The organism is Pseudomonas putida (assembly GCF_050989985.1).
Lineage (GTDB): Bacteria > Pseudomonadota > Gammaproteobacteria > Pseudomonadales > Pseudomonadaceae > Aquipseudomonas > Aquipseudomonas putida_AI.
The window spans coordinates 751,714-764,916 of the sequence record NZ_CP158815.1; the positions used below are offsets into that span (position 1 = coordinate 751,714).

Genomic DNA, 13,203 nt, shown 5'->3' on the forward strand with positions numbered 1-13,203 from the left:
GGCGCAAACGTAAACGTTCGGTAAAGGCCATTGAAACAACTTGTTTCAGCCTCCATTAAGGTCGGGCACCTTATCCTCAAGTGGAAAAGGTCAACGATTTCCCCGGCAATCTACGAGGTCGCCATGAATAGCGAAGAACAAACCCTGATCGATGGACTGTTTTCCCGGCTGCAACAGGCCGAAACGGACTCAGCCCCGCGCGATGCCCAGGCTGAGGCGCGGATCAAGGAACACCTGACTCGCCAGCCGGCGGCAGGTTATTTCATGACCCAGGCGATTCTGGTGCAAGAGGCGGCAATCAAGCGCCTCGATGAACAGAACAAACAACTGTCCCAGCAAATCCAGCAGTTGCAGGCCGATCTGCAACAGGCCCGGGCGCAGACTGCAGCGCCGGCACCAAGCAGCGGTGGCTTCCTGTCGAGCATTTTTGGCGGCGGTTCCCGCGATCCACAGCCTGCGCCGACCCCGAGCGCTCCGGTGTCGAGCGGTGGCGGCTGGCGCGAGCCGGGGCGGTCCTCGTTCAATTCGCAGCCACCGCAGCAGAACTTCGGTGCGCCACAGCAGAACTATCAACAGCCGGGCTATGCACCCCAACAGCAGGCTCCGTCAGCCGGCAGCAGCTTCCTCGGCGGCGCCCTGAAAACCGCGGCCGGCGTGGCAGGTGGCGTGATGCTGGCCCAAGGCATCAGCAGCCTGTTCAGTCACAATCAGCAACCGCAGGAAATCGTCGAAGTCATCAAGGAAGAGCCAGCCCCCGTTAATGATCAAGGGCTCAACGACCACGGCAACAATGGCTGGGGCGACGACCAGCGCATGGCCGGTAACGATTCCTGGGGCAATGACCAGGGCGGTTTTACCGACGCCGACTACAACGATGACAGTTCATCGTTCTTTGGCGGCGACGACGACTCCTTCGTCTGATTCCGCGAACCCGTGGCGAGGGAGCTTGCTCCCGTTGGGCTGCGCAGCAGCCCCCTTCTTTCGAAACAGAGAGCGGGGGCCGCTTCGCGACCCAGCGCGAGCAAGCTCGCTCGCCACAGGTCGTTATCCCACAGGTTGCCATTCGTCCGGAGCGCTGCGGCGCTCCGGGCCGATTATTCGCGGAATCCTCCTTCAGACTGGCATACTGGGCGCCTTTTCGGGCCTGGGGCCTGATCCTGCCTGCGCTCTGATGAAGGTGTCCGGTGAAAAAAATCGCAGTGTTCGCCGATGTCCAGAACCTCTATTACACCGTGCGCCAGGCTTACGGGTGTCACTTCAACTATGCCGCCCTGTGGGCTGAAATCAGCAAGCAGGGGCAGATCGTCGAGGCCTACGCCTACGCGATCGATCGCGGCGACAGCAAACAGCAGCAGTTCCAGCAGATCCTGCGCAACCTCGGCTTCACCGTGAAGCTCAAGCCCTACATCCAGCGCAGCGACGGCTCCGCCAAGGGCGATTGGGACGTGGGCATTACCCTCGACATCATGGACGCGGCGGATCATGTCGACGAAGTGGTGCTGGCTTCCGGCGATGGGGATTTCGACATGCTGCTCGAGCGCATCATCAGCAAACATGGCGTGCAGGCAGTGGCCTATGGTGTGCCGGGCCTGACCGCCAATTCGCTGATCCGCGCCGCCAGCCGCTACGTGCCGATCGAAGGCGCGTTGCTGCTCAAGAATTGATTTTTACGGAGTTGAAACAGGTTTGGAACGCATTGCAGTCATCGACTTTGAAACCACCGGGATCGCCCCGAGCAGCAGCTGCCGCGCCACGGAAATTGCCGTGGTCATCCTCGAACAGGGGCGCATCGTCGAGCGTTACCAGAGCCTGATGAACGCCGGCGTGCGCGTTCCGGCCTTCATTGAACAGCTCACCGGCATCAGCAATGCCATGCTGCGCACCGCGCCGTCGGCGGAACAGGTGATGAATGAGGTCAACGAATTCGTCGGCACCACGCCCTTGCTGGCGCACAACGCAGCGTTCGACCAGAAGTTCTGGGATTTCGAACTGGGGCGGATCAAACGCACCCGCCTGCAGAACTTCGCCTGCTCACTGCTGCTGGCCCGCCGCCTGATGCCCGCCGCGCCCAACCACAAGCTCGGCACCCTCACCACCTTCGCCAACCTGCCCCACACCGGCAAGGCCCACCGGGCCATGGCCGACGCCGAGATGGCGGCCAACCTGACCGCGCACCTGGCTGATGAGCTGCGGGAGAAACACGGGGTGCGCGAGCTGTCCCATGATTTGCTGTGCAAATTGCAGAAAGTGCCGGCGGCAAAGGTGGGCGAGCACCTCAAGCGGTATTGCGGGTTCTAAGAGCGCCGCCCCCCTGTAGGAGCGAGCATGCTCGCGATGAACCCGAGAACAACGCGGGGTTTCAGGTTTCCCGCGTTATCGTTGGCGAGCATCGCGAGCATGCTCGCTCCTACAGAGGGTTACTTTCCGTTCACTTCCAGTTGCCCCAACGGCACCCGCTTCTCGATGGCACTGGACAACACAATCGACGTCTTGCTGAACCCGAACGTGGCGATCCGGTTGATCAGGTCCTCCAGCTCCGGCATCGAACCCACCGCGGCCTGCATGATCACGCACGGATCGCCGGTGACCCGGTGGCATTCGGTCAGTTGCGGGATTTTGATCAGGTCATCGTAGGCTTTCTGGTTGCCATGCTGGTTCAGACGCAGTTCGATGACGCACTGGATCGGCAACCCCAGCTTGGCCATGTCGACTTTCGCCTGGTAGCCGGTGATCACGCCGCTGGCTTCGAGTTTGGCCACGCGCTCGGCCACGGCCGGGGCGGACAGGTTGACCTTGCGCGCCAGGTCGGCGTAGGACGCGCGACCGTTTTCCAGCAGGGCGCTGAGCAGCATGCGATCGTACTTGTCCATCGCGTTGACTCCTGAAGAATGACCGACTTTCGAAACGACGGTTTATAGCCATCAATCCCGTGTTTTGAAAAGTGTACCGGCGCTTTAAACAAGTTTTGTAACTTATTATTCGCCGCCGGCCTTTTTAGAATAGCTGTTCACTTGTCCTGCCTGTGAGCTGCCCCCATGCCTGGCCTTCGTCGCTTTCCCTTACCCCTGATCGCTGCCTTTTTCGCCTTGTATGTGATTTGGGGTTCGACTTACCTGGTGATCCGTATCGGCGTGGAGTCGTGGCCGCCCTTGTTGCTGGCCGGTATCCGCTTCGTGATCGCCGGCAGCTTGATGTACGGCTTCCTGCGCTGGCGCGGGGCACCGGCACCGACCTGGGCGCAATGGAAAGCCGCGGGCATCATCGGCGTGTTGCTGCTGGCGGGCGGCAATGGTGGGGTCAGCGTGGCCGAGCACATGGGCGTGGCTTCCGGGGTGGCGGCGCTGGCGGTGGCGACGGTGCCACTGTTTACCCTGCTGTTCGGTTATTTCTGGGGCACGCGCAATACACGTCTCGAATGGGCCGGGATTGTCCTCGGGCTGATCGGCATTGCCATGCTCAACCTCGGCTCCAACCTGCAATCGAGCCCCTTGGGCGCGACCTTGCTGATCCTGGCGGCGGCCAGTTGGGCGTTCGGTTCGGTCTGGAGCAAGCATCTGCCATTGCCCCAGGGGGCGATGGCCAGTGCCGTGGAAATGCTGGTCGGTGGCGTGGTGCTGTTGATCGGCAGCGCCGCCAGTGGCGAGCATCTGCAGAAGATGCCGCCCATCGAAGGCTGGATTGCGCTGGCCTACCTGACGATCTTCGGCTCGATTATCGCCTTCAACGCCTACATGTACCTGTTGAAGCATGTACGGCCGGCGGCGGCCACCAGCTATGCCTACGTCAACCCGGCGGTGGCGGTGTTGCTGGGGATCGTGTTTGTTGGCGAGACCATCGGTATCGAGGAAGCGCTGGCGATGCTGGTGATCATCAGCGCCGTGGTGCTGATTGGCCTGCCGCAATGGCGCAAGGCGCCGCAGCCGCCAGTGGCGAAGGTCGTGCCGCCCGTGGTGTCGGCGGAATCCCGTGTGAATTAGGGTAAACTGCGCGCCATTGCACACTTGTTTTGCACACTGTGTTGAAAAACCCGCGCTGAATTTTCCTACGGTACTTCCATGACTTTCGCCACCCTTGGCCTGATCGACCCCTTGCTGCGCTCCCTCGAGAAGCTCGGCTACCAGACTCCGACGCCGGTTCAGGCGCAAGCCATTCCGGCGGTGCTGGCCGGTCGCGACCTGATGGCCGCCGCCCAGACCGGCACCGGCAAGACCGCCGGTTTCGCCTTGCCGCTCCTGCAATTGCTGGCCATGGAAGGGCCGAAAGTCGCCGCCAACTCGGTGCGCGCGCTGATTCTGGTGCCGACTCGCGAGCTGGCCGAGCAGGTTCACGAAGCCGTGCGCCAATACGCCGAGAACCTGCCGTTGCGCACCTATGCGGTGTACGGCGGCGTCAGCATCAACCCGCAAATGATGAAGCTGCGCGGCGGCGTGGACCTGCTGGTCGCGACCCCGGGCCGTTTGCTCGACCTGTTCCGCCAGAACGCGCTGAAGTTCAATCAGCTGCAAACCCTGGTGCTGGACGAAGCCGACCGCATGCTCGACCTGGGTTTCTCCGAGGAACTGGCGAGCATCTACAAGGCGCTGCCGAAAAAGCGCCAGACACTGCTGTTCTCCGCGACCTTCTCTGATGACATCCGCCTGCTGGCCGGGCAAATGCTCAACGACCCGCTGAGCATCGAAGTCAGCCCGCGCAACGTGGCGGCCAACACCGTCAAGCAATGGATCGTGACGGTAGACAAGAAGCGCAAGCCGGAACTGTTCGTGCACTTGATGCGCAAGGGCAAGTGGAAGCAGGTGCTGGTGTTCGCCAAGACCCGTAACGGCGTGGATGCGCTGGTGGAAAAACTCCAGGGCCTGGGCATCAATGCCGACGGCATCCATGGCGACAAGCCGCAAGCGACGCGTCAACGCGCACTGGATCGCTTCAAGGTGGGCGAAGTGCAGATCCTCGTGGCGACCGACGTCGCCGCCCGTGGCCTGGACATCGAGGACTTGCCGCTGGTGGTCAACTTCGACCTGCCGATCGTGGCCGAGGACTACATTCACCGCATCGGGCGTACCGGGCGCGCGGGCTCGACCGGCGAGGCGATTTCCCTGGTGTGCGCCGATGAAGTGAATCTGCTGTCGGCCATCGAGATGTTGACCCGCCAGACCCTCAAGCGTCAGAACGAACCGGATTTCGAGCCTGAGCACCGAGTGCCGGAAACCGATGCCAGTGGCCAGGTGATCAAGAAGCCGAAAAAACCGAAGAAGCCGAAAACGTCCGGTGGTGGCGGCAAGCGCAACCTGGGCAAGTGGGTGGACAGCGGGGACGCCATGCCGGCGGAGCCGTCGGTCAAGCCTGTGCGTAAAGTGCCGGTGTTCAATACGGGGCCGCGCAAGCGTAAGCCTTGATTAGCTGCGGCGTCTGTTAAGCCGCCATCGCGAGCAGGCTCGCTCCCTCAGGGGATTTTGTGAACGACACAGATCCAATGTGGGAGCGAGCCTGCTCGCGATGGGCGCGCCGCGGTCTTCAGCCCTTGCGCCGCAACCACTCCACCATCCCCAACCCCGCCGCACGCCCACTGGCGAAACACGCGGTCAGCAGATAGCCCCCCGTCGGCGCTTCCCAATCCAGCATTTCCCCCGCGCAAAACACGCCAGGCATCTGCTTGAGCATCAATCGCTCATCCATCGACTCGAACAACACACCGCCAGCACTGCTGATGGCTTCGTCCAGAGGCCGAGTCTTGACCAGCGTCAGGGGCAGGGCCTTGATCGCCCGGGCCAGCAACGCGAGGTCGGCGAAGGTTTCGGCAGAGGTCAGCTCTCGCAGCAGCGCGGCCTTCACGCCATCGATGCCGAGTTGGCTGTGCAGGTGCTTGGCCATCGAACGTGAACCACGGGGTTTGCTCAACGAGGCCAGGATTTTATCCACAGGCCGGCCGGGCAGCAGGTCGATGTGCACCGTGGCGCTGCCATTGCGGTTGATCGCTTCACGAATCGGTGCCGACAGCGCATAGATCAGACTGCCTTCGATGCCGGTGGCGGTGATCACGCATTCGCCGAGGCGTGGCACATCGTCGTTGAGGCCGATGGCGACGTTCTTCAGCGGGGCGCCGGCGAATTTGCTGAGCATCAACTCGCTCCAGGCCTGCACTTCGAAGCCGCAATTGCTCGGTTGCAGGGGCGCCGTTGCTACGCCGCGCTGCTCCAATGGCAGCATCCACGCACCATCCGAACCCAGGCGCGCCCAACTGCCGCCGCCGAGGGCGAGCAGGGTGGCGTCGGCCTGAACGGTTTTTTCGCCGTCGGGGCTGTGGATAAGCAAATTGCCCTGTTCATCCCAGCCGACCCACCGATGGCGGGTGTGGATAACTACGCCACTGTCGCGCAGGCGCTTGAGCCAGGCCCGCAGCAAGGGCGCGGCTTTCATGTCGGTGGGGAATACCCGGCCGGAGCTGCCGACGAATGTTTCGATGCCCAGCTCATGAATCCACTGGCACAACACGTCGGCCCCGAAGCCGCGCAGCAGTGGGGCAATCTGCGGGGCGCGCTCGGCGTAGCGAGAAAGGAAGGCGGGGTAGGCTTCGGAATGGGTGATGTTCATGCCACCGACGCCGGCCAGGAGGAATTTTCGCCCGACCGAAGGCATGCCGTCGTACAGGTCGACCTTGATCCCGGCCTGGCTCAACACTTCGGCCGCCATCAGACCGGCGGGGCCACCGCCGATGATGGCGACTTGGGAAGAGGAGGGTGTTGAAGGCTGGGTCATGGCGTGCGCTGCGGTCTTGGCGAGATAAGCCGCGCATTCTAGCAGCCCCGCCCTCTGTAGGAGCGAGCATGCTCGCGATGGACTCGCGAAGAACGCGGGGTGTCAGGTTTCCCGAGTTATCGTTGGCGACCATCGCGAGCAAGCTCGCTCCTACAGGGATCGGTGGTGTGTTTGAAAGGGTGATCAAAAAATGATCAGCACTCTGTAGCCCATGCGCAGCATGGCCCGTAGTCCCTTTCGCTCAGGTTATCCACAGGCGGTTCCACAGCCACTGTGGGTAAAGCATCCACAACTCAGTGACAGCCTGATGACTGCCAGACGCGCTGCGCGCTGTGATGGAGGATGCCATGGCGTCGCGCCAGGGCTTTGCGGTCCTTGCTGTAGCCGCCACCGATCACCCCGACCACCGGAATATCGCGACCCAGGCAATGGCGCATGACGCTTTCGTCCCGGTCAGCGACGCCCTGGTCGGTCAGCTTCAGGTAACCCAGGGCGTCGTCCTTGTGCACATCGACACCGGCGTCATACAGCACCAGGTCGGGCTGATAGAGGGGCAGCAGGTAGTTGAGCGCATCGTCTACCACCTGCAAGTAATCGGCATCGCCCATGCCATTGGGCAAGGGGATATCCCAGTCGCTTTCGGCCTTGCGTGCAGGAAAATTCTTTTCGCAATGCAGGGAAACGGTAATCGCCTCCGGGGTGTTGTGCAGGATGCGTGCAGTGCCATCGCCCTGGTGCACGTCGCAGTCGAAGATCAACACGCGGTTGACCCGGCCGCTGGCCAGGAGGAAATGGCTGATCACCGCCAAGTCATTGAAGATGCAGAACCCGGCCGGATAGTCGTAATGCGCGTGATGGGTGCCGCCCGCCAGATGGCAGGCCAGGCCATGCTCCAGCGCTTGCTCGGCCGCCAGCAGGGAACCGCCGACCGCCCGCACCGTACGCCGGGCCAGAGCTTCGCTCCAGGGCAGGCCGAGACGCCGCTGATCTTCGCGGGACAGCTCGCCACTCATGTAGCGTTCGATATACGAAGGGTCATGGGCGAGCGCGAGAATCTCCGGCGGGCACAGTTGCGGACGCAGCAGGTCGGCGTCACGGGTCAGCCCGCTTTCCACCAGGTGATCGCGCAGCAGGCGGAACTTGTCCATGGGGAAGCGGTGATCCGCCGGGAACTCGGGGCTGTAGTCTTCGTGATAAATCAACGGCAGGGGCATGGCTGAATTGTCTGGCTGTAAGGCAGATAGGACCGAGTGAAGGATCCTACCAGCGTTGTAGACTGGCGGCATGGAAATGGGGGAAAGGTCTGATGGAACCGATACTGGAACTCGAAAGTGCGCGACTGCTGATGCGACAGTGGCGTGACGAAGATTTACCGGAATTTGCGGCGATGTGTGCCGATCCACAGGTCATGCGCTATTTTCCTGCGCCCCTGAGCCGGCTGGAAAGCGCTTCGATGATCGGTCGGATTCGCGGTCATTTTGCCGAGCACGGTTTCGGCCTCTGGGCGCTGGAGCGCAAGGACAGTGGCCAGTTCATCGGTTTTACCGGGCTCGGCGTGGTCGGGTTCGATGCGCCGTTCACCCCGGCCGTCGAGATCGGCTGGCGCCTGGCGCGGGAGCACTGGGGCCTGGGTTATGCCAGTGAAGCGGCCTGGACCGCTCTGCGTTGCGGGTTTGATCGTCTGGCCGTGGACGAAATCGTTTCGTTCACCGCCGACAACAACCTGCCATCGCAGAAAGTCATGCAGGCCATCGGCATGCACCACGATCCGGTCGATGACTTCGAGCACCCCCGGCTCGAGGTCGGCCACCCCCTGCGTCATCATGTGCTCTACCGCATCAATCGTGAACAATGGCTGCAAACCTTGCATGGATAAGCTGACACGGACGTTTACAATGGGCCACATGTTGGCCCGGGCCAGAATTTGAATCGACCGACGCAGCCTGAACTGCGCGGCGTTGTGTTGAGTGAGGAGAGTCTGAATGAGCCAAGTGTTGGAAGATCTGGTTGACCTGCTGACCCTTGAGCCGATCGAGGAAAACCTGTTCCGTGGCCGCAGCCAGGACCTGGGGTTTCGTCAGTTGTTCGGCGGTCAGGTGCTCGGCCAGTCGCTGTCAGCGGCCAGTCAGACCGTTGAAGAAACGCGCCATGTGCATTCGATGCATGGCTACTTCCTGCGTCCGGGCGATGCCGGGTTGCCGGTGGTGTACCAGGTTGACCGGGTCCGCGATGGCGGCAGTTTCAGCACGCGCCGAGTGACGGCCATCCAGAAGGGACACCCGATTTTTACTTGCAGCGCCTCCTTCCAGTACGACGAAGAGGGCTTTGAGCACCAGTCGCAAATGCCGCAGGTGGTCGGCCCGGAAAACCTGCCGTCGGAGCTGGAACTGACCCAGCAGCGCGCGCACCTGATCCCCGAGAAGATGCGCGAAAAACTGCTCTGCCCGAAGCCGATCGAGTTTCGCCCGATCACCGAAAAAGATCCCTACAACCCCGAGCCTTCCGATCCGATCAAGTACGTCTGGTTTCGTGCCGACGGCGCGCTGGCCGACTCGCCGGCGCTGCATAAATACCTGCTGGCCTATGCCTCGGACTTCGGCCTGTTGACCACCTCGATGCAGCCCCATGGCAAATCGGTCTGGCACAAGGACATGCAGGTCGCCAGCCTCGACCATGCGCTGTGGTTCCACAAGGATCTGCGCGCCGATGACTGGCTGCTCTATGCGATGGACAGCCCGTGGGCCGGCAACTCCCGCGGTTTCTCCCGTGGCAGCGTATTCAACCGCGCCGGGCAACTGGTGGCCTCGGTCACTCAGGAAGGCCTGATTCGCCACCGCAAGGATTGGGCATGAGCCTGGCCGACGTACGCCATTGGGTGTTCGACATGGACGGCACCCTGACCGTCGCCGTGCACGACTTCGCCGCGATTCGCGTCGCACTGGCGATCCCGCCTGAAGACGACATCCTCACGCACCTGGCGGCGCTGCCGGCCGATGAAGCCGCGGCCAAGCATGCGTGGTTGCTGGAGCACGAGCGGGATCTGGCGCTGGGCTCCAAGCCTGCGGCGGGAGCAGTCGAGCTGGTGCGTGAACTGGCCGCGCGCGGCTACCGGCTGGGCATTCTCACGCGCAATGCCCGTGAGCTGGCGCACGTCACGCTGGAGGCCATTGGTTTGGCCGACTGCTTCGCGGTGGAAGATGTGCTCGGCCGTGATGAAGCCCCGCCCAAGCCGCATCCAGGTGGTTTGCTGAAACTGGCCGAGGCCTGGAATGTGCCCACCAGCGAGATGGTGATGGTGGGGGACTACCGCTTCGACCTGGATTGCGGGCGAGCGGCGGGGACGCGCACGGTGCTGGTCAACCTGCCGGATAATCCGTGGCCTGAGTTGACGGATTGGCATGCGGCGGATTGCGTCGAGTTGCGCAAAATGCTTTCGGCTTGAGGGCCTCATCGCGAGCAGGCTCGCTCCCACAATGGAATGCGATCAACTGTGGGAGCGAGCCTGCTCGCGATGGCGTCAGATCAAACACCTCAAATCTCACTGCCCAAACAACGCCTTCTGCCCCTCAGGCGAAGTAAACATCCCATCCCCGTTATGCCCCACACCCGGCACTTCAATCAGCTGCTGGTTCAACCCTTGCGGTGCCAGCCGCTTCAGATAGTCGAAATAAAAACGTCCGCGAGCCAATCGGTAAGGACCCTGGGCCTTGGCCTCGCAGCGCTTGTCCAGCGCCGGATGATTCGGGTCGATGTCCTGCTGCCCCAGCAGGTAAACGATGTCGCGCTTGAGGTATTTTTCCTGCAGCTGTGCGGCGGTTTCTCCTGCGCCGTAGGCAGGTAGATCCGTCAGGCCGTACTTCCAGCGATTGAAGTCCGGGCAGGCCGCGTGATTGAACGCCACGGGCCGGCGTTCATCGAAATACGTATAGGAAGACGGGTTGGCGATCACGTAGCGCATCTGCACGCCAGCGGCGTCAAGTGCCGGTTGATCGTGGCCCAGCAACGCGTAGCGCTGGACGACCTGGGCGCCGCCGGAGTGACCGGCGATGACGATTTGCTTCACGTCCGGAAACTGCTGGCGATCACTCAGCCGGGCGACGATTTCATCGAGCGCCTCAAAGGAACTCAGGCGAAACGGCGCGGTGGATTCGCCGCCGGCCATCCATTCATTGCCTTGCCAGCGCAATACCGTGTCGGCCACGGGATGCTGGGCGACGTCCATTTCATTGAGAAATTGCGGCGCTATCACCAGCGTGGTTGCGCTTTGCCCGGCCAGTTCGGCCGCGTGTTCGGCGCTTTGCAGGTAGGTCTGCGCATTGCGCAGGCGACCGTGGACGATGATCAGCACACGTTCGATTTTGCTCGGAGCGGGGCTGATGCCTACGGCGATCTCGCCCGATTTCAACAACAGGCGCCCGGGGCTGATTTCCTTGACCCCGTGCTCATCAGCCCAAGTACTTGTGAAAGGTCCTGCACAAGTGAACAGCAACGCCAACAACCATTTTTTCATCTACAGATTTTTCGTCGCAAAGGTATCGCACTGGCCAACCTGGCCCTGGGCGAATCCGGTTTTGAACCAGCGCACCCGTTGCGCTGACGTACCATGGGTAAACGAGTCCGGCACCACGCGGCCCTGACCCTGTTGCTGCAAACGATCGTCGCCAATGGCATTGGCGGCGTTCAGTGCTTCTTCGATGTCGCCCGGTTCCAGCCAGTTCAAACGCTTCTGCGCATGGTTGGCCCAGACACCGGCCAGGCAATCGGCTTGCAGTTCCTGACGGACCAGCAAGCCACCGTCGCCTTCCATCTGCCGGCCCTGTTGACGAGCCGCCTGAATTTTCGCCGAGACGCCGAGCAAGGTCTGCACATGGTGTCCGACTTCGTGAGCGATCACGTAGGCCTGGGCGAAGTCGCCGGCGGCGGAAAATCGTTGCGACATCTCCTGGAAAAACGCCATGTCCAGGTAGACCTGCTGGTCCGCCGGGCAATAGAACGGACCGGTCGCCGAGGTGGCCAGGCCACAGGCCGAGTTGACGCGATTGCTGAACAGCACCAGGGTCGGGTCTTTGTATTGCCGGCCGCCCTGCTGGAAAATCTCGCGCCAGGTGTCTTCGGTGTCGCCCAGGATCGAGCGCACGAATTCGGCCCCTTCATCGTTGGCCGGCGGCGTCTTGCGGGTCTGGTTGCCGGCCGGTGCCGACTGCTGCATTTGCCCGGTGAGCTGGCCGAGAATCTGCAAGGGATCCTGGCCGGTGATCCAGCCGATCCCGACAATCAGTAGAATGGCCGTCAGGCTCAGGCCCTTGCCGCCACCGAAACGCATCCCGCCACCACCACCGCCGGTGTCATCGCCGCGGGCATCGACCACGTTGTCGCTGCGCCGGCCTTTTCTCCATAGCATGTGGGAATCCTCTTCTGTTCTGGGTCAAGCTTCGTGCGATGAGTGTTGCTGCCAAGTAGGAGCGGCGCCAGTCCGGTCGTCAGACAGTCCTGGGCGCCGCAGGTTCGGCAAAGGGCGGGATATGAGCGGTTTCGATGACGGGCGGGTTCTACAGGTCAGCGGCGGCGAAGGTGTCGCATGCGTCTATTCGGCCAGTGTCAAAACCACTTTTGAACCAGTTCACACGTTGCTCCGAGGTGCCGTGGGCGAACGCCTCCGGCCTGACGAGGCCGTTTCGCAGGCGTTGCAGGTTGTCGTCACCGAAGGTCGTGGCGGCATGCAGCGCGGCTTCGATATCACCCGGTTCCAGCCAGTCCAGGCGTTGCTGCGCATGGTGCGCCCAGACGCCGGCCAGGCAATCGGCCTGCAATTCCCCGCGCACCTCAAGGCCGCCATCGCCGGTGACGGGATTGTCGTCCAGCAAGGCCTGTTCGAGCGCAGCGGAAATACCCAGTTCCAGTTGCACGTGATGGCCGATTTCGTGAGCAATGATGTAGGCCCGCGCAAAGTCGCCAACCACGGAATACTGCTGCTCCAGCCGCGCGAAGAATGTCAGGTCGAGATACACCTGTTTATCGCTCGGGCAATAGAAGGGACCCGTGCCGGAACTGCTGAAACCACATCCTGAACTCACGCCCTGTTCAAACAGCGTCAGTGAGGGAGGGGCATAGTGCCGTTCCGATTGGGCAAACAGCTTTTTCCAGGTGTCCTCGGTCTCACCCAGTACGGACTGGACGAACTTCAGTTGCCGATCTTCGGCGGACTCGATGGCGAGGGAGGGGGCGGATGGATTGAGAATATCAGGGGCGAGTGGCGTGTCACTCAGTGTCGAGTAAAGGCCTGCGCTGGCCAGGGCAATGACGGCCAGGCCTGCGCCGAGCGTTTTCCCTGTGAGTGTGCGGGCGTCCTTGCCCTGCCGAGTGTCGTTGACGTTGTCGCTGGGTCGGGCTTTTTTCCATAACATTTTTGCTGTCTCTCATGGATTGATGGGGCGGATATCGCCGGGTCCA

Annotated in this window: 14 protein-coding genes; 8 read left to right on the plus strand and 6 right to left on the minus strand. The window is 62.1% G+C overall.

All coding sequences use genetic code 11. From position 1 onward, the window contains the following. The first annotated feature begins 123 nt into the window (after positions 1 to 123). The 3 genes from ABTV29_RS03585 (at position 124) to ABTV29_RS03595 (ending at position 2,298) form a co-directional block, all read left to right on the plus strand. Positions 124 to 921 carry a DUF2076 domain-containing protein gene (locus tag ABTV29_RS03585; protein WP_433768862.1) on the plus strand — a complete coding sequence of 266 codons (798 nt, stop codon included), beginning with the start codon at positions 124 to 126 and terminating at the stop codon, positions 919 to 921. 263 nt (positions 922 to 1,184) lie between these two features. Further along, the gene (locus ABTV29_RS03590; RefSeq protein WP_096514962.1) at positions 1,185 to 1,664 is read left to right on the plus strand and encodes an NYN domain-containing protein; all 480 of its coding nucleotides are present in this window, start codon (positions 1,185 to 1,187) and stop codon (positions 1,662 to 1,664) included. Between the two features lie 22 nt (positions 1,665 to 1,686). Continuing rightward, positions 1,687 to 2,298: a 3'-5' exonuclease gene (locus ABTV29_RS03595; RefSeq protein ID WP_433768863.1), complete on the plus strand. Its 612-nt coding sequence runs from the start codon at positions 1,687 to 1,689 to the stop codon at positions 2,296 to 2,298. A 119-nt stretch (positions 2,299 to 2,417) separates the two neighbouring features. Here ABTV29_RS03595 and ABTV29_RS03600 read toward each other — a convergent pair whose 3' ends face one another. After that, positions 2,418 to 2,870 (minus strand): Lrp/AsnC family transcriptional regulator, encoded by a 453-nt coding sequence (locus ABTV29_RS03600; protein ID WP_433768864.1) that lies wholly within the window; start codon positions 2,868 to 2,870, stop codon positions 2,418 to 2,420. Positions 2,871 to 3,035: 165 nt separating this feature from the next. Here ABTV29_RS03600 and yedA point away from each other — a divergent pair, with 165 nt between their 5' ends. After that, positions 3,036 to 3,977 carry a drug/metabolite exporter YedA gene (yedA, locus tag ABTV29_RS03605; protein WP_433768865.1) on the plus strand — a complete coding sequence of 314 codons (942 nt, stop codon included), beginning with the start codon at positions 3,036 to 3,038 and terminating at the stop codon, positions 3,975 to 3,977. Positions 3,978 to 4,055: 78 nt separating this feature from the next. Beyond that, positions 4,056 to 5,393, plus strand: coding sequence for a DEAD/DEAH box helicase (locus tag ABTV29_RS03610; RefSeq protein WP_433768866.1), 1,338 nt, complete (start codon positions 4,056 to 4,058; stop codon positions 5,391 to 5,393). A 118-nt stretch (positions 5,394 to 5,511) separates the two neighbouring features. On the opposite strand, the gene ABTV29_RS03615 is transcribed toward ABTV29_RS03610, so the two are convergent. Further along, on the minus strand, positions 5,512 to 6,753 hold the full coding sequence (locus ABTV29_RS03615) for a TIGR03862 family flavoprotein (protein ID WP_433768867.1): 1,242 nt from the start codon (positions 6,751 to 6,753) through the stop codon (positions 5,512 to 5,514). Positions 6,754 to 7,046: 293 nt separating this feature from the next. Further along, positions 7,047 to 7,967, minus strand: coding sequence for a histone deacetylase family protein (locus tag ABTV29_RS03620; protein WP_433768868.1), 921 nt, complete (start codon positions 7,965 to 7,967; stop codon positions 7,047 to 7,049). 92 nt (positions 7,968 to 8,059) lie between these two features. On the opposite strand from ABTV29_RS03620, the gene ABTV29_RS03625 reads away from it, so the two are divergent. From ABTV29_RS03625 to ABTV29_RS03635, 3 genes are all read left to right on the plus strand, one after another. After that, the gene (locus ABTV29_RS03625) at positions 8,060 to 8,629 is read left to right on the plus strand and encodes a GNAT family N-acetyltransferase (RefSeq protein ID WP_433768869.1); all 570 of its coding nucleotides are present in this window, start codon (positions 8,060 to 8,062) and stop codon (positions 8,627 to 8,629) included. Positions 8,630 to 8,735: 106 nt separating this feature from the next. Next, positions 8,736 to 9,605 (plus strand): acyl-CoA thioesterase II, encoded by an 870-nt coding sequence (gene tesB / locus ABTV29_RS03630; RefSeq protein ID WP_433768870.1) that lies wholly within the window; start codon positions 8,736 to 8,738, stop codon positions 9,603 to 9,605. Beyond that, entirely contained in the window at positions 9,602 to 10,195 is a 594-nt protein-coding gene (locus ABTV29_RS03635) for an HAD family hydrolase (protein ID WP_433768871.1), read from the plus strand. The genes tesB and ABTV29_RS03635 overlap by 4 nt, the downstream gene beginning before the upstream one ends. A gap of 96 nt (positions 10,196 to 10,291) precedes the next feature. On the opposite strand, the gene ABTV29_RS03640 is transcribed toward ABTV29_RS03635, so the two are convergent. From ABTV29_RS03640 to ypfJ (ABTV29_RS03650), 3 genes are all read right to left on the minus strand, one after another. Beyond that, on the minus strand, positions 10,292 to 11,263 hold the full coding sequence (locus ABTV29_RS03640) for an alpha/beta hydrolase (RefSeq protein WP_433768872.1): 972 nt from the start codon (positions 11,261 to 11,263) through the stop codon (positions 10,292 to 10,294). Next, positions 11,264 to 12,154: a KPN_02809 family neutral zinc metallopeptidase gene (gene ypfJ, locus ABTV29_RS03645; RefSeq protein WP_433768873.1), complete on the minus strand. Its 891-nt coding sequence runs from the start codon at positions 12,152 to 12,154 to the stop codon at positions 11,264 to 11,266. Positions 12,155 to 12,302: 148 nt separating this feature from the next. Then, positions 12,303 to 13,157 (minus strand): KPN_02809 family neutral zinc metallopeptidase, encoded by an 855-nt coding sequence (ypfJ, locus tag ABTV29_RS03650; RefSeq protein ID WP_433768874.1) that lies wholly within the window; start codon positions 13,155 to 13,157, stop codon positions 12,303 to 12,305. Positions 13,158 to 13,203 lie beyond the last annotated feature (46 nt).

Coding starts and splice junctions, on each gene's coding strand:
- ypfJ (WP_433768873.1), bottom strand. CDS start 12,154: ATGCTATGGAGAAAAGGCCGGCGCAGCGACAACGTGGTCGATGCCCGC.
- ABTV29_RS03635 (WP_433768871.1), top strand. CDS start 9,602: ATGAGCCTGGCCGACGTACGCCATTGGGTGTTCGACATGGACGGCACC.
- yedA (WP_433768865.1), top strand. CDS start 3,036: ATGCCTGGCCTTCGTCGCTTTCCCTTACCCCTGATCGCTGCCTTTTTC.
- ABTV29_RS03615 (WP_433768867.1), bottom strand. CDS start 6,753: ATGACCCAGCCTTCAACACCCTCCTCTTCCCAAGTCGCCATCATCGGC.
- ABTV29_RS03640 (WP_433768872.1), bottom strand. CDS start 11,263: ATGAAAAAATGGTTGTTGGCGTTGCTGTTCACTTGTGCAGGACCTTTC.
- ABTV29_RS03610 (WP_433768866.1), top strand. CDS start 4,056: ATGACTTTCGCCACCCTTGGCCTGATCGACCCCTTGCTGCGCTCCCTC.
- ABTV29_RS03620 (WP_433768868.1), bottom strand. CDS start 7,967: ATGCCCCTGCCGTTGATTTATCACGAAGACTACAGCCCCGAGTTCCCG.
- ypfJ (WP_433768874.1), bottom strand. CDS start 13,157: ATGTTATGGAAAAAAGCCCGACCCAGCGACAACGTCAACGACACTCGG.
- tesB (WP_433768870.1), top strand. CDS start 8,736: ATGAGCCAAGTGTTGGAAGATCTGGTTGACCTGCTGACCCTTGAGCCG.
- ABTV29_RS03600 (WP_433768864.1), bottom strand. CDS start 2,870: ATGGACAAGTACGATCGCATGCTGCTCAGCGCCCTGCTGGAAAACGGT.
- ABTV29_RS03625 (WP_433768869.1), top strand. CDS start 8,060: ATGGAACCGATACTGGAACTCGAAAGTGCGCGACTGCTGATGCGACAG.
- ABTV29_RS03585 (WP_433768862.1), top strand. CDS start 124: ATGAATAGCGAAGAACAAACCCTGATCGATGGACTGTTTTCCCGGCTG.